The sequence below is a fragment of the Bifidobacterium sp. ESL0820 genome (assembly GCF_052606235.1).
Map to the genome: position 1 here is coordinate 724206 of NZ_CP199594.1, position 19094 is coordinate 743299.

General features: G+C 61.0%; 17 protein-coding genes. 6 read left to right on the plus strand and 11 right to left on the minus strand.

Annotation, left to right across the window (positions count from 1 at the left end; all coding sequences use genetic code 11):
- Positions 1 to 32 precede the first annotated feature (32 nt).
- Positions 33 to 1727: an MFS transporter gene (locus tag ACUIAH_RS03095; RefSeq protein WP_445341361.1), complete on the minus strand. Its 1695-nt coding sequence runs from the start codon at positions 1725 to 1727 to the stop codon at positions 33 to 35.
- A gap of 207 nt (positions 1728 to 1934) precedes the next feature.
- On the opposite strand from ACUIAH_RS03095, the gene ACUIAH_RS03100 reads away from it, so the two are divergent.
- Genes ACUIAH_RS03100 through ACUIAH_RS03120 form a run of 5 tightly spaced genes read left to right on the plus strand, consistent with a single transcriptional unit; the run spans position 1935 to position 5073 of the window.
- Complete coding sequence (locus tag ACUIAH_RS03100) at positions 1935 to 2642, plus strand: TetR/AcrR family transcriptional regulator (RefSeq protein ID WP_445341362.1); 708 nt, start codon at positions 1935 to 1937, stop codon at positions 2640 to 2642.
- Positions 2633 to 2989, plus strand: a complete 357-nt coding sequence (locus tag ACUIAH_RS03105; RefSeq protein ID WP_045924197.1) for a YccF domain-containing protein — start codon at positions 2633 to 2635, stop codon at positions 2987 to 2989. Before ACUIAH_RS03100 ends, ACUIAH_RS03105 begins: the two co-directional genes overlap by 10 nt.
- Before the next feature lie 28 nt (positions 2990 to 3017).
- A complete protein-coding gene (locus tag ACUIAH_RS03110) occupies positions 3018 to 3557 on the plus strand; it encodes a peptidylprolyl isomerase (RefSeq protein WP_045924196.1) in 540 nt (179 codons plus the stop codon).
- A gap of 12 nt (positions 3558 to 3569) precedes the next feature.
- On the plus strand, positions 3570 to 4034 hold the full coding sequence (locus ACUIAH_RS03115; RefSeq protein ID WP_445341363.1) for a very short patch repair endonuclease: 465 nt from the start codon (positions 3570 to 3572) through the stop codon (positions 4032 to 4034).
- On the plus strand, positions 4027 to 5073 hold the full coding sequence (locus ACUIAH_RS03120; protein WP_445341364.1) for a Gfo/Idh/MocA family protein: 1047 nt from the start codon (positions 4027 to 4029) through the stop codon (positions 5071 to 5073). The genes ACUIAH_RS03115 and ACUIAH_RS03120 overlap by 8 nt, the downstream gene beginning before the upstream one ends.
- 79 nt (positions 5074 to 5152) lie before the next feature.
- Here the strand turns inward: ACUIAH_RS03120 and ACUIAH_RS03125 are convergent, their stop codons facing one another.
- From ACUIAH_RS03125 to ACUIAH_RS03160, 8 genes are all read right to left on the minus strand, one after another.
- Positions 5153 to 6160: an ABC transporter permease gene (locus ACUIAH_RS03125; protein WP_306222027.1), complete on the minus strand. Its 1008-nt coding sequence runs from the start codon at positions 6158 to 6160 to the stop codon at positions 5153 to 5155.
- A complete protein-coding gene (locus ACUIAH_RS03130) occupies positions 6157 to 7236 on the minus strand; it encodes an ABC transporter permease (protein WP_045924192.1) in 1080 nt (359 codons plus the stop codon). Before ACUIAH_RS03130 ends, ACUIAH_RS03125 begins: the two co-directional genes overlap by 4 nt.
- Positions 7233 to 8789: a sugar ABC transporter ATP-binding protein gene (locus tag ACUIAH_RS03135; protein WP_445341365.1), complete on the minus strand. Its 1557-nt coding sequence runs from the start codon at positions 8787 to 8789 to the stop codon at positions 7233 to 7235. Before ACUIAH_RS03135 ends, ACUIAH_RS03130 begins: the two co-directional genes overlap by 4 nt.
- A 136-nt stretch (positions 8790 to 8925) precedes the next feature.
- Entirely contained in the window at positions 8926 to 9900 is a 975-nt protein-coding gene (locus tag ACUIAH_RS03140) for an ABC transporter substrate-binding protein (protein ID WP_045924190.1), read from the minus strand.
- A 192-nt stretch (positions 9901 to 10092) separates the two neighbouring features.
- Positions 10093 to 11841, minus strand: coding sequence for an LpqB family beta-propeller domain-containing protein (locus ACUIAH_RS03145; RefSeq protein WP_445341366.1), 1749 nt, complete (start codon positions 11839 to 11841; stop codon positions 10093 to 10095).
- Positions 11838 to 13475 carry an MtrAB system histidine kinase MtrB gene (mtrB, locus tag ACUIAH_RS03150; RefSeq protein WP_445341367.1) on the minus strand — a complete coding sequence of 546 codons (1638 nt, stop codon included), beginning with the start codon at positions 13473 to 13475 and terminating at the stop codon, positions 11838 to 11840. The genes ACUIAH_RS03145 and mtrB overlap by 4 nt, the downstream gene beginning before the upstream one ends.
- Positions 13472 to 14185 (minus strand): MtrAB system response regulator MtrA, encoded by a 714-nt coding sequence (gene mtrA / locus ACUIAH_RS03155; protein ID WP_260804502.1) that lies wholly within the window; start codon positions 14183 to 14185, stop codon positions 13472 to 13474. The genes mtrB and mtrA overlap by 4 nt, the downstream gene beginning before the upstream one ends.
- A 120-nt stretch (positions 14186 to 14305) precedes the next feature.
- On the minus strand, positions 14306 to 14884 hold the full coding sequence (locus ACUIAH_RS03160) for a haloacid dehalogenase-like hydrolase (RefSeq protein WP_445341368.1): 579 nt from the start codon (positions 14882 to 14884) through the stop codon (positions 14306 to 14308).
- 442 nt (positions 14885 to 15326) lie between these two features.
- On the opposite strand from ACUIAH_RS03160, the gene ACUIAH_RS03165 reads away from it, so the two are divergent.
- Complete coding sequence (locus tag ACUIAH_RS03165) at positions 15327 to 15767, plus strand: MarR family winged helix-turn-helix transcriptional regulator (protein WP_306222021.1); 441 nt, start codon at positions 15327 to 15329, stop codon at positions 15765 to 15767.
- Between the two features lie 111 nt (positions 15768 to 15878).
- Here ACUIAH_RS03165 and ACUIAH_RS03170 read toward each other — a convergent pair whose 3' ends face one another.
- Entirely contained in the window at positions 15879 to 17276 is a 1398-nt protein-coding gene (locus ACUIAH_RS03170) for an MFS transporter (protein ID WP_445341369.1), read from the minus strand.
- A 185-nt stretch (positions 17277 to 17461) separates the two neighbouring features.
- Entirely contained in the window at positions 17462 to 18856 is a 1395-nt protein-coding gene (locus tag ACUIAH_RS03175) for a replication-associated recombination protein A (protein WP_306222019.1), read from the minus strand.
- Positions 18857 to 19094 lie beyond the last annotated feature (238 nt).

A 19094-nucleotide genomic window follows, 5' to 3' on the forward strand; every position in this document is an offset into this window, starting at 1 on the left:
AGGGACCCGGGAAAAACGGGATCGCGGACGCCTCAGACCTTGTCGGCGCCAGCCTTGCGGGCGGCCCGACGCACCAGCACCGAGGCAGCCAGTCCCACGAGAAGCAGCAAGACTGCAAAGCCCATGGCCCACTGGGCGCCTTGGGTGAATCCCTCGGTCAGGGCATTGGTCACCTGAGGACCCAGGGCTCCCAGCCGACCCCGTGTGCCCTGGGCGCGCAGGCCGACGATGGCATTCCCGGCAGAGGACTGAACGGATCTGACCAGGCCATCGGCCATCTGCGCCGAGATCCCCTTGAGCGCCGTCAGATGCCTTGGCAGCACCAGGCTCAGAGCCAGGGAGAGGGCGGAACCGGAGACTGCAGCACCCAGGGCGGTCCCCCACTGACGAATGGTGGACTGGGTGGCCGAAGCCTGGCCGGACTGGGCCACCGGAACACCGGAGAGCACCAGGCTGGTCAGCTGTGCCGAGGCAAAGCCCAGGCCGGCACCGTAGATGATCAGAGTCAGGGTCATGGGCCAGACCGGCACCGACCCACGCATGAGCAGAATGGACAGGGCCACGCCGACGATCTCCATCAGCAGGCCCGTCTGCACCGTGCCGCCGGCCCCCAGACGGGCTGAGACCACCCGGGCCAGACCGCCCGAAACAACTGACCCCAGAGCCATGACGCCCAGGATGGATCCGGCCCCCAGCGGACTCAGGCCTCTGGCGTTGATCAGGTAGAGGGGCAGGATGAACATGACTGCGAACTGACCAGCGTTGACGATGGCGGCCGTCAGGTTGCCCCAGCCGAAAGTGCCGATGGCGAACATGGAAACGTCCAGGATGACCATCCTGCCCCTGCGCGCCCTGGCCAGCTCAGTCATCGCAAAGGCGGCCAGCAGGGCCAACCCCAGGAGCAGACTGACCGGGGCCGGCGACAGCGGTGCCGATGCGGACCAGTGCAGAGGGCCCAAATCGAGTGCAGCGCGGGGACGCCACCAGCCGTAGGTCTGCCCCTCGATCAGCGCAAAGACCACCAGAGCCGACCCCAGGGCCGAAAGGAGTATGCCCTTCCAGTCGGCAAGCATCCCCCACCGGTCGCCGGTCTGCCGGGGCGCTGACTTGGTCTCGGGCACAAAGACTGCGCTGGCCAGGAGGACGATCAGGCCCAGGGGCAGATTGACCAGGAAAATCCAGCGCCATCCGATGGTGCTGGTGAAGACACCGCCCAGGAAGGGGCCGACCGCCGCAGCAGAGGACATGACGGCCCCCCAGATGCCGAATGCAGTAGCCCGGTGACGACCCCTGAAGGTGGCGGACACGGTAGACAGGGTGGATGGCATGACCAGGGAACCGCCGATTCCCTGAACAAGCCGGGCCAGAAGCAGCATTGTGCCGGAGGAGGCCGATGCGGCGAAGACGGAACCCAGCACAAAGATGACCGTGCCCACCTGCAGGATCCGCTTGCGTCCGATCATGTCCCCCAGTCGACCGGAAGGCAGGAGCAGGGCCGCCAGGACGATGCTGTAGAGGGCGGTCACCCACTGGGCCTGAGCCAGGTTGATGTGGATGGCAGCGATGATGGAGGGGATGGAGACGTTGACGATGGACGAATCCAGCACAATCATGGCCAGACCCAGGGCCAGCACCCAGAGGGCACGCCAGGGCGGTGCTGCCTCCTGAGACTCTTGACGGTTCCTCTGGATGCCCATCTTCACGTCCGTACTTGCCGATCCGGTCATCGGAGCTCCCCTCACCCTGGTCTGCGAATTTTTTGCGACTATACGTCGCAAAAACATATCTGGCAAGTTCACTCAGCGCGGACAAGCCGCACGCTGAACCAGTCCTTACAGCTTGGTTCCTCAGCGAATAGGCCATATCATATGCCCCAAGACCGGCCCAGCCCGATTCCGAATCGCTGCACCAAGGAGGCCGGACCAAGGAGAACCATGCCCAGGATCCGCGAATCCACGCTCCAGGAGCACCGTGCCAAGACCTTGGACCAGATCATCGCCGCCGCCGAGGCCATCCTGCGCACTGGCGGACGAGGCCAGCTGACCATGGCCGAGGTGGCCCGGCGCGCCAATCTGGCCCGGAACTCCCTCTACCGCTACGCCCGGGACGCCGACCAGCTCTGCGACATGGTCATGGAACGGCACCTGCCCGACTGGGGCCGTGCCCTGGACCAATCCCTGGGCAAGGCAGAAGACCCGCGCCGGACGATCGAGGTCTGGACCCGCACCAATCTGGAGCAGGCCGGACTGCACGGACACGGCTGGCTGATGAACCTCTACGCCGAGCAGCACGACGAGCAGCTACGCCAGGCCCTGATCTATGGCAACCCCTCGAATCCTCATGAGCCCGCCCCAGGGATCGACCGGTCCACAGACCGGCAAATCCAAGCCCTGCTGGACTTCCACGGGCAGGTCAACCAGCCGCTGATCCAGGCGTGGACAGCCCTGCGCCCAACAGACCCGGCCATGGGCGTGGAGGTGACGCGAGGGATCGTCCAATCCGGCATGCGGCTGATTGATGCCCTGGACCAGGAGCTCACCACCGAGCAGCGGCAGAAACGACTGACTATCATCATCGAGAAGGTGACAGCCTGCGCCAAGGCCGTCACCGCCACCCTGACGGAAGGATCCACATGCGCCTGATCGGCAACATCTGCTGGCTGCTGCTGGGAGGACTGGCCATTGCCCTGGCATGGGCCCTGATAGGCATCCTGCTCTGCCTGACCGTGGTGGGCATCCCCTTCGGTCTGCAGGCCTTCAAGATGGCCAGACTGACTTTGACCCCCTTTGGCCGACAGGTCATCTATGGAGGCGGGCTGGGATCTTGGCTGGCCAATCTGCTCTGGATCATTCTGGGCGGCTGGTGGCTGGCCCTGGCCTATCTGGTGGCCGGACTGGTCACCATGTTGACCGTGGTGGGCATCCCCTTCGGTCTGCAGGCCTTCAAGATGGCCCGCCTGGCCCTGATGCCCTTCGGATCCTCAGTGTGAGTCGCCATCTTATGAAAGGATTGGTGACATGAGCACAGTTATCATGCATACCTCGGAGGGCGATATTCGCCTGGACCTCTTTGACGATCAGGCCCCTGAAACCGTAGCCAACTTCCTGGACCTGGCCGCAGGCCGCAAAAACTGGACCGACCCCGAGACGGGCCAGAAGCGTCAGGATCCCTTCTATGACGGTCTGACCTTCCACCGGATCATCAAGGACTTCATGATCCAGGGCGGCTGCCCGCTGGGCACGGGCACGGGCGGCCCAGGCTACGAGTTCGATGACGAGATCGATCCCTCTCTGACCTTTGAGGAACCCTACAAGCTGGCCATGGCCAATGCAGGGCTGCGCCGGGATCCGGCCACAGGAAAGACCCACGGCACCAACGGATCACAGTTCTTCATCACCACCGTGCCCACCCCCTGGCTCAACGGGCATCACACCATATTCGGCCAGGTGGCTGATGAGGATTCCCGGAAGGTAGTCGACAAGCTGGACGCCGTAGCCACCGATTCGAGCGACCGTCCCCTTGAGCCGGTCTTCATCAACAGCGTCGAAGTCCTCTGAGCCGGGCCGGGGATGGTTTCGAAAAAGACACCCAGCAGATTCCAGCCCGGCACACGCAGCTACACCATGTCCCGAATCAGGGGCACGGAAACATCAATAGAACGCCAGGTCCGGTCATATCTCTTCTCGCGCGGTCTGCGGTTCCGCAAGAACGACAAGAGGTATCCGGGCCATCCCGATGTGGTTCTGCCCAAGTGGAGGGCCATGGTATTCGTCAATGGCTGTTTCTGGCACATGCATCAGGGCTGTGCCAAATTCTCCCTTCCCAAATCCAACGTGGAATATTGGACCACAAAGCTGACAAGGAACCGTCTGCGGGATCAGGAACAGGGCGAAAAACTGAAAGCCATGGGTTGGCGGGTTTTCACAGTCTGGGAGTGCCAGCTGGACACCCGACATGCCGAGGAAACCCTGAAGAAATTGTATGAGGCCATCACAGCAGATGGCCGTCCAAACGAAGGAGTCAAGGATGAGTAGATTGAACGGCAAACGACAAGAGGCTGAGCAGAAGGGCATGCGGGTCAACTTCGCCATTCTCGGCGCCGGACGGATAGCCAACGCCCTGGCCAAGACGGTGGTCATGATGGCTCAGGACTCGCAGTACAGTCATCTGATCGCCCCCTACGCTGTGGCCTCGAGGGATGGGGATCGCGCAGCCGCTTTCGCCAAAAAATATGGATTCGAGCACTCTTATGGTTCCTACCAGGAGCTCCTGGACGATCCCCAGGTGGATCTGGTCTACATCGCCACGCCTCACAGCCTCCACGCCGAGCAGGCCATCGCCTGCATGAAGGCGGGAAAGAACGTGCTGGTTGAGAAGTCCTTCACGGCCAACGCCGATCAGGCCAGGCAGGTCATTGAAACATCCGAGAGCACCGGCCTGCTCTGCACCGAGGCCATCTGGACCAGGTACATGCCCTCGCGCTCCATCATCGACGACATCGTCTCCTCGGGAGAAATCGGCACCGTCAGAACGGTCACCGCCAACCTGGGATATGTCACCGTGGGCAAGGCCAGAATGACCGACCCGGCCCTGGCCGGCGGCGCCCTGCTCGACGTAGGCGTCTACCCTCTCAACTTCATCGACATGGTCATGGGACCCAAGCCTATTGAGCGGGTCTGCACGGATTGGGTCCGCAGCCCGGAGGGCGTCGACAGCCAGAACTCCACGACCATTCTCTACCAGGATGGATCCATGGGGGCAGCGACCAGCTCCATGGTCTCGGCCAGTGACCGGACCGGCAGCATCTGCGGAGACCAGGGTTACCTGCAGTGCGCCAACATCAACAACGTGGAGTCAATCGACCTGTACGACGCGGATCACCAATTAAAGAAGCGCTACCCCATCCCTGACCAGCTGACCGGTTATGAGTATGAGGTGTCCAGCGCAGCGCAGGCCATTCTGGACGGCGAGACCGAGTGCGCCCAGATGCCCCACAAGGACACCCTGCGGATCATGGAGCTCATGGACTCTCTGCGCCGCCAGTGGGGATTGGTCTTCCCCTTCGAATCATGAACCAGCAATGCGAATGGGGGCTGATGCCGCAATCGCCACGGCATCAGCCCCCATTCGGATCATCCAGGAAAGCCCTGCTTCATTCCTTTCTCACGAAAGTCACCAGACGCTGGAGGATGACGAAGACCAGGATCATCAGACCGACCACGATGGTGACGGCCTCAGCCGGGACTCCGAAGTCCGAGGTCAGAGGATCGATGATCGAGCGGACCAGCGCGCCTATGACAGAACCCAGCACGTAGCCGTAACCGCCAGTGATCAGGGTGCCGCCGATGACGACCGCAGCTACAGCGTCCAGCTCCCAGCCCACGCCCATGGTGTTCTTGGCTGAACCGATGCCAGCCACATAGACGATGGAAGCGATGGAGGCCAGGACGGCCGAAGTCAGGTAGATGACATACTGCGTCCGCTTGACCGGAAGGCCCATCAGCTCGGCCGAGGACCGGGAACCGCCGATGGCGTAGATGGTACGGCCCGTCCTGGTCTTGTGGAGGATGACATAGCTGACTGCCACAACGACCAGAGCGACCACCACGCCGAAGTTCAGCGAAAGATCATTGGAAATCTTCGGGTTATCGATGATTTTCAGTCCCTCGCCGCCGATCCAGCTGAAGTTGTTGTTCTGCGGCATATTGAGCGAGTCAGTCGAGATGATGGAGGCTATGCCCCTGGCCAGGAACATGGTGGACAGTGTGGCGATGAAGGGCTGCATGTTGAACTCTTCAATGAGCACACCGGCCAGCAGCCCAAAGACTGCGCCAATGGCGATCATGATGACGATGACCAGTGACGCCGGCACACCGGCAATCATGAGCTTGACACCGACCACGCCGGTGATGGCCACTATGGCCCCCACGCTCAGATCGATGCCGCCGGTGAGAATGGGGAAGGTCATGGCTACTGCCAGGATCACCAGGTAGGCGTGGTCCATGAACAGGGAGGACATGAATCCCAGCCGGATATAAGTGCCGAAGAGCACCTGGCCCATGATCAGCATGAGCAGGAAGATGACCACGGCAGCGACTGTCGGAATGGCCCTGGGGCTCAGCCGGAAACCTGCTTGTCTGCTTGCACTCTTCTTCATCATGCCACCACCTCTGCAGACTGCCTCATGGCACGCCTGCGTTTGAACTCAGCGACCGCGTTGTGCACCTTGGGCGCCTGCATGACGCAGATGATGATGACCACCACGGCGAAGAAGGCTGGCGTGGCGGCTGAATCAATGCCCAGGGTGATGATGGTCTTGCGGATCATCGCAATGATCACGGCGCCGAAAGCGCTTCCCAGCAGCGAGAACTTGCCGCCCAGCAGGGAGGTGCCTCCAATGACCACAGCCAGAATGGCGTACATCTCCAGATCCTGACCGGTCTTGACCACGTCGACCCTCATCACTGAAGCAGTCGCGAACAACCCTGCCACAGCGGCCAGCAGACCGGAGATGGCGTAGACCAGGAAGAGGATCCGACGGGGCTTGATGCCGGTCATTCGGCTGGCTTCCTGGTTGATGCCCACAGACTCGATCATCATGCCGGCTGCCGTCTTCCTCATCAGAAGACCGACAAGGCAGACGATGATCACGGCTATGACGAAATTGGCCGGGATTCCCAGAATGAAGCCATTGGCCATCCAGCGCAATGGTCCGCTGCCGGCCACGCCTGAAGCGTCGGCATTCTGCCCATTGGTGATGACCTTGGCCAGTCCCCTGCCTGCCAGCATCATGATCAGCGTGGTGATGAAGGGCTGGAGTCCCAGGATGGAGACCAAGGCGCCGTTGATGCAGCCCAGAACCAGACCTACGGCCAGGGAGATCAGAATGGCCATCCAGACGTTCACCCCGTTGATCAGCATCTGCATGGCTGCAGCTCCGGCCACGGCCATGAGCGAGCCGACCGAAAGGTCGATGCCCGAGGTCGAGATGACCAGGGTCATGCCGGTGGCGATCATCAGGTATCGCGCAGACTCCTGGATCATGGTGATCAGGGGTCCTGCCAGGCCGCCTGTGCGCGGATTGTATGACAGGCTGAGGAAGGAATGATCCACTAGGGTGCAGACCACAATCAGCGCGAGGAAGGCGACCACGCTCCAAATTAGCTGATTGCCGAATATGCGGCGCAGGAAGGATGGACCTTCATCCTCCGATTGCTGCTTGGCGGGCTTGCTCATCTTTCCTCCTTTCCTTGAGATTGTCCGGAGACCGAGGTGTTGGCTATGTCTTCCACGATGGTCTGCTGGGAAACCGTGTCATCGTTGTCCATCAGGTCGATCTTGTGACGGTCCTTGAGGACGGTTATCTGATCGGAGAGGCGGACGACCTCATCAAGCTCAGAGGAGATGAAGACCACGCTCATGCCCTGAGCGGCCAGATCCAGCACCGTCTGCTGGATCTCCGCCTTGGCGCCGATGTCGATTCCCCTGGTCGGTTCGTCCAGGATCAGCAGCTCAGGATCCGTGGCCAGCCACCTGGCCAGCAGGACTTTCTGCTGGTTTCCTCCTGAAAGGTTCTTGATCAGCCTGTCGGGATCGGTCGGGCGGACATTGAGCTCCTTGATGTACTTGTCGACTATCCGGTCAGCCTCCTTCCTGGGGATTGGCCTGAACATGCCCCGGGTGGCCTGGAGGGCCAGGATGATGTTCTCCCTGACCGTCAGGTCGCCGATGATGCCCTCATCCCTTCTGTTCTCCGTAGAGTAGGCAATCTTGTTCTTCAGGGCGTTGGCCGGGCTGTCGATGGAGATCTTCTTCCCATCAAAGGTGTAGGTACCCTTGTCGGGCTTGTCTGCGCCGAAGAGCAGGCGGCCGATTTCGGTTCTGCCGGAACCCAGCAGGCCGGCCAGTCCCATGATCTTGCCCTTGAAAAGATCCATGTCGAAGGGGTAGATGCTGCCCTTTCTGCCGAAGCCGCGGACGCTGGCCAGAGGCCGGTCTGTTGTGGCTTGGGGTGTCTCTTTCCTCGACTTGGTGCCGATCAGCGAGAGCTCATCGGCGTTCTTGCCGATCATCTTGGTAATAAGGACATCGCGCGGCATGTCCTTGACCATGGTCTCCTCGACGAATTTGCCATTGCGCAGAATGGTCATTCTGTCGGCGATCTCGTAGACCTGGTCCAGGAAGTGGGAAACGAACAGTATGGCGATGCCCCTGTCCCTGACCTTGCGCATGATCCGGAAAAGATCCTGAACTTCATTGGCATCCAGCGAAGATGTCGGCTCATCCAGGATCAGGACCTTGGCATCGATGACCATGGCCCTGGCGATGGCCACCAGTTGCTGCATGGCTATGGATATCTCATTGAGCGGTGTGTGAGGATCCAGGTCCGTCAGGCCCATCTGGGCCAGAAAGCCTTTGGCCGCCTCATGGGTCTTGCGCCAGTTGATGCCCAGGTGCCCCCTCACCTCGTGCCCGAGCATGACGTTTTCGCCCACGCTCAGATTGGTGCACAGGTTGACTTCCTGGTAGACCGTGGCGATGCCGGCGTTCTGCGCATCGGCTGTGCCGTTGAAAATCCTGTTTTGGCCGTTGACGGTGATGGTTCCCGCGTTGATTTTGTATACCCCGGTGAGCGCCTTGATCATGGTCGATTTGCCTGCGCCGTTCTCCCCCATGAGGGCATGGACCTCACCGGGGAACAGACGCAGATCGACATTGTCGAGCGCCTTGACACCAGGGAATTCAATGCTGATTCCCTTCATGGAGACCAAGGGTGCTTCTTTTGTCATTGTCTTGCCTCATCAAACTGAATGCTGATCGGGGGGCGGTACCGCGGCCCAAAGACCCTTTCCCGCCCATGAAAAACGGCGTACCGCAACCTTCCCGGGTGCGCCGTCCTGTGCGTCCTACGCGATCAGCGATAGATCAGTACGCTCTGGAATCGATGACCTTCTTGGCCTCGTCGGCGGTGAAGACCTTCGAATCAATGACGATGTTCTTCTTGACCTTCTTGCCGTCCAGGTAATCCTTGACGGTCTTGGCGGTCGTTTCGCCGAAGAGCGGGTTGTACTCGATCACCAGCGACAGATCGCCGTCGATCAGGGCCTTCAGAGCAGGCTTGGTGCCATCGATGGTGATGATCTTGACCTTGCCCTTAAGACCTGCGGCATCGACAGCCTGTGCAGCGCCCAGGCCCATCTCGTCGTTCTGCGAGAAGATGAACTGGACATTCTGGCTCTTGTACTTGTCCAGCAGTCCGGCGGTGACGGTCTTGGCCTCGTCAGTGGACCAGTTGGCCGACTGGCTCTCCAGAACCTTGATGTTGCCACCGATCTTGGAATCCCAGCCCTTCTGGCGGTCCTTGACCACCGACAGTCCGGCAGGGCCCTCCAGGATCAGGCCATTGGCTCCATCGGGGAAGTTCTTGTTGACGAACTCTGCCGCCTGCTGCCCTGCCCACTCGTTGGAAGGTCCGATGTGGGAGGCGACCAGGCTTTCGTCCTTGGTCTGCACGTTGCGGTCGACCAGGAAGACCGGGATCTCGGCCTCCTTGGCCTTCTTCAGCGACTCATCCCATCCGCTGTCCTCGGTGGAGGACAGGACGATGGCATCAACCTCGTCGTTGACGAACTTGTTGAAGGCCTGGATCTGCTTCTGCTGATCGTTGTTCTGGGTCGGCGAATAGATCATGTTGAATCCGGCATTCTTGAAGGCCTTCTTCAGATCGTTCTCGTTGGCCGTGCGGAAGCCGCCCTCAGGACCCACAGCAACGAATCCGATGGTCTTCTGCTTGTCGCCGCCCTTGCTGGAGCTGGATCCGGAAGAGCCGCAAGCTCCCATGGCCAAGACCGCAGCCGAGGCCGTGGCGATGGTCAGCGCCTTCTTCAGTACTGTATTCATTGTTCTCCTCCTTGAGTAGTCAGCATCGAAGCCACAGCATTATGATCATCGATGATGACATCCACGATTTTCAGTATCGTTTTTCCTCTTGCCGAGCTCAAGGCGCAGTGATAACAAATCGATAACAGTTCAACCATACCGACAGCCAAGCTGCAGCCGAGCCGCAGCCGGTCCTACCCATCCCGGTGATTGTCACCTGCCGCTGGTAACCGTATCCACCTGGGAATCAATGATGTACCACATGCCCTCCAGGGCTCCGGAAAGGCAGTGAACGATGCCCGAACGGTCCAGGGCGATCAGGCTCTGCATCTGATTGACCTGCCCTGCAGCCAAGCCTGTGGTTCCGGCCGGCAAATGCTGGATCGTCTCCGGACCAGGGGCGATCTGGGAATGGCCGCCCGCATCCATGTCGCCATCCTTGTAGACCAGGGTGTCGTCGTTGTAGAAGGTCAAGGCCCTGATATCCCGATGTCGGGCGATGACCTGGATCTGGTCGCTCAAGCCCTTCGGCCGCTGATTCTCACCTCGGACAATACCCAGCATGACCAGGGTGTTCATACCCTGCGAACCATCTTCGAGCACCAGGCATAGACGCTGCCCCTCAGGTGCCACAGTCAGGGCGACCACACGCCGCCCATGCAGCCAGGGCAGGGCGAATTCCAAGGCACCCGGCTTGCCTGCGTCGACCAGGATGGCGGAATCACTCTGCCTGACAGCCCAAACCTCATCGGTGAAACTGCCGGCTATGGCGGTAATGGGTGTGCCGGCAAACAGTTTTCCGCAGGATGAAGCATCGGGTTTCAGACAGGTCACCTGGCCCTGATCAGACAGCAGCGCACCGCCATTGGAGGAAAAGACCAGCCCCCTGGGCTCATGAAAGACGGGAGGCTGACCGACCCTGATCAGGTTCGAGGAGTTGAAACCTACCACCCCGCTGCTGCCCAGACTGTAGATGCGGTTGGAAGTCTGCCCTGAAGCTATGGTCAGGTCGTCATCCGCGTGGGAGTAGTCAATCCCTGACGCATCGACCACCCGCAGATCAAACTCGCCATTGCCGTCGCCCAAGAGCATCCGCATTTGATGGACCAGCATGGCCCTGTTTTCGTTGCTCAGGGAGGCGAAGGAGCTGCTGACCCTGATTTCCATGCGTCCCTTGACCTGCTGCACCGCATCGACTGCCAGGGAGACCTTGGCGGTGTTGAAGTTCGTCACGGAATCCCGCAGCCAGGCCGGAGGGCCCTTCAGCAGTTCCTTAAGGGCCAGGGTCCTCCAGTTTCGCCAGCCGAACCAGCGGTTGTCGGGAACAGGCACACCCTTGGCCAAGGGGAACTGATAGATGACGACCTGACGGTAGACCTGCATGAAATCATCCGAAGAGATCACTATCCCCGCCGGGGCCTTGCTGATCCGCCATTGGCCGCGCACTTTAGCGAGCTCAAACCGTTCGGTCCTGTACCCTGAGCCGCAGTCCTGTTCGGTGACGGAGAATATTCCATGGGCGTCCAAGGAGCCAATGCACTCGGTGGTCAGGTCAAGGGCAGTCCTCTTCCCGCTGCCCTCGTCATCCACGCGGTCATAGACAGGGGAACCCTTATAGATCGAGACGGATGCATTGAAATCCCATCCCGCAAAGGCCCGCTTGGTCATGTAGGACTTGGCGACAGCAAAGCCATCGCTTTGAATGCCGGTAGGCAGAGCCGCCAGGAAGCCCTTGACAATGCTCTCTGGCACGGCTCCGTCCACAGGACCCTCCGGGGAGGAGAAGACGCGATGGGGCTGATTCTCGATGGGACTGAGCTGACGGACCGACCCTGAGGTCGGCAGCCCGAATGGATTGGCGCAGCCTCCTGCGACCAGAGCAGCCACCATGGCCACACACAGCCCCAGCATCCGCACAGGGCGAAAGGCTCTTGGCCAGCGTGACGGTCTGAAAATGCTCATGATGCAGCCTCTTCGAAGAAGCCTTCCACGTCCAGACCATGGCCAGACTGGAATCGGACCGGCGCACTCCCCTGATCCAGTTGCTCACAGACATCCCTGGGCAGGGTCAGCAGGAACCAGGTCCCCTGCCCAACCTGCGAGCGCACCTGGAGCAGGCCATGCATGAGGTTGGTATTGTCCAAGGCGATCGACAGCCCCAGACCTGTACCGCCCGTCAACCGAGACCGCGACGGATCGGCCCGCCAGAACCGTTCGAATATATGAGTCAGGTCTTCGGGCGCAATGCCGGTTCCCCAGTCGCGCACACTGAATACCACGGCCTGCTCCGAGACGGCCAGCCGCAGCTGCACCGGCCCGTCCTCGGCGAAATCGATGGCATTGTTGACCAGGTTGCGCAGAATCGAAGTGCAACGGCTGGCATCGACGGTGATCATCACCTTGTGGTCGGGAAGGAGCGCCTTCACGGGAACCCCCTTCGTCCTGGCTATCTGGGCGACCTGCTGGACCACGTTGCGGACCAGATCGCAGGCATCGCACAGGTCCGGATTCAGCGATGTCTGGCCAGCCTCGTACCTGGATATTTCGAGAAGATCCTCAAGCATGCTGGCGAAGCGCGACACCTGCTTGTCCAGCAATTCCACGGTCCTGCGCTTGCTGGGATCCAGGTCGTCCCGAGTCTTGAAGAGCAGGTCCGTGGCCATGCGGATGGTGGTGACCGGGGTCCGCAGCTCATGGCTGACGTCTGATACAAACCTGCGCTGGTAGGCTTCGGCCTCCTCCAGCTGACCGATCTTCTCATTGATGGAATCAGCCATCACGTTGAAGGAACGCTGCAGGGTGCCCAGCTCATCGGTCCGGTCCTCGGTGACCCGAACGTCCGACTCCCCTTGGGCCAATCCCTTGGCGGCACCTGCCACCTTGGTCACCGGACGGATGACTGAGTGAAGTGCCAGGAACACGATGATCCCCATCACAACGCTGGTCACCACGCTGACCGCAAGAAGGGCCATCTGCACGGAGAGCACGGAGCGCTGCTGGTCTGCGAAGGAGTAGATGGCATAGAACTCGATCCCTCCGGTAGTAGCCGGCCTCAGCATGGACCCCATGACGATGCCCGGGACCGGGTACTGACCCTTGTCGGCCGTGTTGATCATCTGCGAGTATGAGTGGCCGCCATTTGAGACGACGGCATTCCTGATTTCCGGGGTGATCAGGTCGCTGTCACCAGGGGCAGTGGATACAGGGACGAACCTGCGGGCTGTGGAGTCATCCGGCCAGATGAAGACCCCAACCATGTTGGGCGCCCCCTCATTCTGAACGTTGGCTGCCATATTGACCACCAGTTTCTGATAGCTGCCCTCATCACCGGTGATGTCTGCGGAGTCAAGTCCTCCCTGAGCCCTGGTCAGCTCAGCGGCAAAGTCGGCCTGTGCCTGTCGCAGAACCTGGTTCAAGAGGGAGGTCCTGACCGAATACAGGGAGGCTGTCATGAAGACGACGCCGATCAGGAGTGCCGAAACCGTTGCCAGAAGGACCATCCGTATCTGCAGGGAGCTCCTGACTGCTCTGTAGAGCCTGCGCAGGAACATCCCGACTGCGGAAGACACGACCCTGTGCCTCGTGCGACTGCTCATGATCCTGGCTGCTCAGCCGCATACTTGTAACCGATGCCCCGAACCGTCTCGATGATTCTGGGATTTTCGGGATCGTCTTCGATCTTCTGCCTGAGACGCTGCACGTGGACGTTGACCAGACGGGTATCGCCCATATCCTGGTAATCCCAGACCTTCCGCAGCAGCTCTCCCCGGCTGAGCACCTCCCCGGGATGCGAGGCCAGCACGTAGAGCAGCTCGAACTCCGTGGGTGTCAGGGAAAGCTGCCTGCCCCGCTTGACCGCAGTGTGCTCCTGGCGGTTGATCTCTATCAGGCCATGGATGGCGGCCGGTGACTCCTGCCCCTCCTGATCAGCCCGGACCGAAACCGGACGCAGACGTGCATGAATCCTGGCCAGGAGTTCATCGGTGCTGAAGGGCTTGACCACATAGTCATCGGCTCCAGCCTCCAGACCCTCGACGATGTTCTTGGTATCGGATTTGGCTGTCAGCATGATGATGGGGACATTGGATCTGGACCTGATCCACCGGGCGATGCCAATCCCATCCATGCCGGGCAGCATGATGTCCAGCAGCACCAGATCAGGTTCCACCGTAGGGAATATCTCCACTGCCCTGGATCCATCCGTACAGGTCACCGGCCTGTAGGACTTCGTCTGCAGCACTATTGACAACATCTCGCCCAGATCCCTGTCATCGTCGACAATCAGTATCGTGGCCGGCTCTTTCACAAGAAGCCCTCCCTCGTTCTCAGCATGCCATTATGCTCACTTGCTCCTAAGCAGAACGATAGCAGGGTTGGTCGGGGCTGAACCCGCCGACGGATCTTGGCGGGAATTGGCAGGGTTGACCTATTTGATGCGACGGACCCGGCCATGCTCCACCATATAGGCTCGCCGCGCCAGATCGATCATGGGCAGATCGAAGGCCGAATCGGTGTAAAAGGCGTCAATGGCCGTCTTCTGGCCCAGGATCCGCTGAAAGTGCAGAGGCTTGTCAGGCCCGAAGTTGAGGTAGCCCACGGTCAGGGATTCCAAATCCAGGGTGGAGCCGATGCAGCGGGTGATGCCCAGTCGGCGGCAGGCCTCCCCCGCCACCAGATCAAAGGAGGCGGTCACCACCACATCGTCAGCCTGGGGGGTGTACCAATCCATGATCTTGTGCATGTTGGCATCCCAGAATTGGTTGACCAACCGGTCCATGTCAAAGCCGGGACGCGAGGTCAGGCGACGCAGGTAGCGCGAGCCCACCCGGCGCATGGCCGAGTCCAGCTGCTCGAGTGTGACCCGGCCCAGACGGTAGCGGACAGCATAGAAGAGGGCAATCGGCAGGTAGTGAAGCACCCGCGGATCCTTGCGGGCGGTGAACAGGTAGAAGTCAAGCAGACTCTCGCCATCGTAGATGGTGCCATCGAAGTCCAGTACCCGCATGCCAGTCCTTTCCAGATCTCAGCGCTAAAAAGCGAACATCTTAGCATACCGTGGAGCAATGACGGTGATAGTCCCCGACCTTGGCCGACCCTGCCTCGTCGGATGCTTAGCTCCACTTGGCCGAACAAGCAGGCAATCCACCTCGGTCCAGGAGCCGGATGAAGACGGGAAAGCCCTGTATGGCCTGTTCAGACAGCAATCAAGCCTAAGCCCCGCCAGGCAAATCATGGCCTGCCTGATCCATGTCCTGATTGTGGATCATCCCCATGGTGTCGACGGTATTGATATGATGAAAAATGCGTCGTCCGTGCTGGGCCGAGGCTAGGGAGTTGCCGGAAATAGGCCTGGAAGGGGAACGGCGCAGAAGGGGTCCATGCGGTCATTGGGTTAACCATGCCCGCAGAACTCTTCGATCTTCCTTACCAGCTAGGGGGCAGCAGCGATGTTGAAGAAGAGCCACTACCACAACCTGAGCAGCTGTATAGCCGGAATCTACCGGCATGCACGCAACGATGCCAGCCGGTATACAGGCGACTCCACCTTACGGGGCACCCAGGGTGATCTGATCGTATACCTCTATGACCATCCAGGCCTCAGCCAGCGCCAGATAGCCCGGGACCTGTGCGTAGATCCCAGTCTGTTGGCCCGGGATCTGAAAGCCTTAAAAGCCCTGGGCCTGGTCAGCCGTGAACAGAACCCCGCCGATCACCGGGTCAATATCATCGCTCTGACCAGGTCAGGCGCAGGCATAGCGCGCAAGCGAATCAGATCGGTCAACAACTGGTGGATCGATCTGTTCAAACAGAATCCAGATATCGACCCTGAGACCTTGCAGAACGAGCTGCGCTGCGTCTACAACCGGCTCCTGGCCAACCAGCTCTGATCCCTCATACTGAAAAAGGGACCCGACCGAACCTGTCGCCGTCCTTGGACGGTTGGGTTTGTGTCAGGCCCCAGGCTTTTCAGGCTTTTTACGCCCTTATGCCGGACCGTATCAGCCCACCGAACGGCCGGAGGTCTCCCAGCCCATCAGGCCTACAACCAGCATGGAGGCCAGGGCAACCAGGCTGATGGTGACGAAGATCGAGGTGCTCCCCCATACGCTGAGCATGGCACCGATCAGCACAGGCATGAGCACATTGCAGAGCTTGGCAACGGCATTGGCAATGCCCACGCAACGGAAGCGGACCGTGGTCGGGAAGAGCTCGGGCGCATAGACGGCCACCACTGAAGACATGAGGACGTAGAGGCTGGCCATGAGCAGGATGCCCACCAGGATGGCCGTGACCTGGCTGGTCTGCGCGGCGTAGAGCATACCGAAAACCGCTGTCAGCAGGAAGGCGGTGACGATGATCCGCTTACGACCTATCCGGTCCAAAAGCAGGGATCCGATCAGGCAGCCCAGGGGGGCACCCAGCATCATCACGGTGCTGATCCACAGGGATCCGCTCAGATTGATGCCCCGCTTGAGCAGGATGGTGGGCACCCAGGAGGTGAAGGCGTAGGAGCAGACATTGGTGGCCGAGACTGCCACAGTGGCCACAATCAGGCCGCGGACAATGCTTCCCGAAGCCTTGGCAGGTGCTTGAGTGCCTTCATCCTTCCCAACAAGGGCGGAGCCACTGGCGGAACCGGAGCCTGAATTACCCTGAGCGTTGTTGGCCTCCAGAAGCTCGACCACCTGGGTGGCCTCGTCTATCCGCCCGTGCTGGGCCAGCCATCGAGGGGACTCAGGGATGTCACGCCGCAGGTACCAGATCAACGCCGCTGCCAGACCAATGCCCACGAAGAGCGGCCGCCAGGACCAGCGCGGAATGATCCAGGCGCACAGGAGCATGGCCAGGGGCACTCCGGTGTTGGCCACCAGCGAGACGATGGCGCTCCAGCGTCCGCGATGCTTGATGGGAGCGAATTCGTTGACCATGGAGAATCCGGTGACGATTTCGGCGCCAAGACCCAGGCCGGCCCCCAGCCGGCAGACCGAGAGGACGGCCATGTTCGGGGCCAGAGCGCCCAGCAGGGTAAAGCCTCCGAAGAGCAGCAGGTTGATCTGATAGGCGGTCTTGCGCCCCCGCAGGTCTCCGATGAATCCGGCCAGCAGCGAGCCCACCAGGAGCCCCAGGAAACCAGCCGACAGGAAGAGGGAATTCTGGGCGACCGTGGACCACCCGGTGCTCAGTGCTGAACTGGCTACTGCGCTGCCCACATAGACATCGATGCTGTCCATGAGCATTCCCGCGGCCACCAGGGCCACGATCTTGTAAAAAGTAGCCGATTCACGAGCATTGTCTACACGCCGGGTAATCTCGCGGACCGCCAGGTCGTCCTCGGCCACGCCGAGGCCCTTTGATTGTTCGGATATGTCTGCATTGTCAATGACCGCTGTCGACATCGTCACCCTCGCGCCCGTGCATGAGGCAGGCATGCCCCATGCGTCCATGCCAGACCTGCCGACGACGACAGGCTCCTTGTGGGAGCGTGGCGACCGTCAATATGGAAGGCCTGGACCCTGCGGCGTTTCGGTCATTGTGTGGCTGCTCAACGTCTATTGGGTGCCCAGTATAGGAGTCTGGACGGTCATTGCCCAGACCCGGCGTTTCCCCCCGGCCCGGCTGCCCTGTCCAGGATGGCCCTGATGGCCTCCAGTCGTGGACCCAGCTGACGCTCATAGCCACGATCATTGGGGTGGTAGTAGCGTCGTCCGACCAGTTCGTCGGGCATGTACTGCTGGGGCGCCACCGCATCCGGCGCATCGTGGGCATACTGGTAGCCCTCATGGTTGCCCCAGGCCTTCATCAGCTTGGTGGGGGCATTGCGCAGGTGCAGGGGAACCTGGCCGATATGCCCGGCGTCCACATCCTCCAGGGCCTGGTTGATGGCCAGGTAGGAGGCGTTGGACTTGGGCGCAGTGGCCACGGCGATGACTGCCTCGGCCAGGATCAGCCGGGCCTCCGGCATGCCTACCATGGCCACGGCCTGGGCAGCCGCGACCGTGATCTCCAGCACCTCCGGAGAGGCCATGCCCACCTCCTCGGCGGAGGCGATCATGATCCGTCGGGCGATGAAACGCGGGTCCTCGCCTGCCCGGATCATCCGAGCCAGGTAGTGCAGGGCCGCATCCACGTCGGAACCCCGCATGGACTTGATGAAGGCCGAGGCCACGTCATAGTGGTCGTCGCCCTTCTTGTCATAGCGGACGGCGGCCACGTCCATGACCGAGGAGACCACCTTGGCATTGATCAGGGGCCGACGCGCCCCCTTGGCACGAGGCCCGCCCTCGGTGACGGCCCCGGCCGCAGCCTCCAGAATGGTCAGAGCACGACGGGCGTCGCCCCCGGAAAAGCGCACGATCTGGTCCAGAGCCTCTGCATCCAGCCGCACCTGGTCCTTGAGCCCCCGCTGGTCCTTGACGGCCCTGCGGACCAGCTTGGCCAGGTCCTGGTCGTCCAGGGCCTCCAGCTTGACCACCACCGAGCGGGAAAGCAGGGGCGCAATGACCGAAAAGCTGGGATTCTCCGTGGTGGCTGCGATAAAAGTCACATCCCGGTTCTCCACGCTGGGCAGCAGGGCATCCTGCTGGGACTTGGAAAAGCGGTGGACCTCATCGATGAAGAGGACCGTCTCCTGGCCCTGGCTGACCAGCCGCTCCCGAGCCTGGGCGAGGACCTGCCGCACCTCCTTGACCCCCGAGGTGACGGCCGAAAGCTCTTCGAAATGCCGCCCGGACTGTCGGGCGACGATGTAGGCCAGGGTGGTCTTGCCCACCCCGGGAGGACCGAAAAGAATGACCGAGCTGGGAGCCGTCAGGCGGTTGTTCGGATCCGACCGGGCCAGCCGCTCCAAGGGGGTTCCAGGAGCCGTGACCTTGTCCTGGCCGACCACCTCGTCCAGGCTCTTGGGCCGCATCCTGACCGCCAGAGGCAGGGTGTGCTCCTCGGGGGGATCCGCCGCCTGGAAGAGATCATCAACCATCTGCAATACCTCATTCCTCGGGGCCCCTATGGCTCCCCGCCCTCACCAGCATAAGCCTGCATCTGCCGCAATCAGAAGGACGAACGCGCTAGACTGGGAACTCATATAGCTGTATCGCCCAGCGCGTAGTTGGGCTCCGGAAACCCGGCATGTGTACAGTTTACTGGTCATCAGCCTGGATATTTTCAGGAAGGCCATAGGCAGCAGCAAGGCCTGCCGCCTGGAAAAAACCGGTACC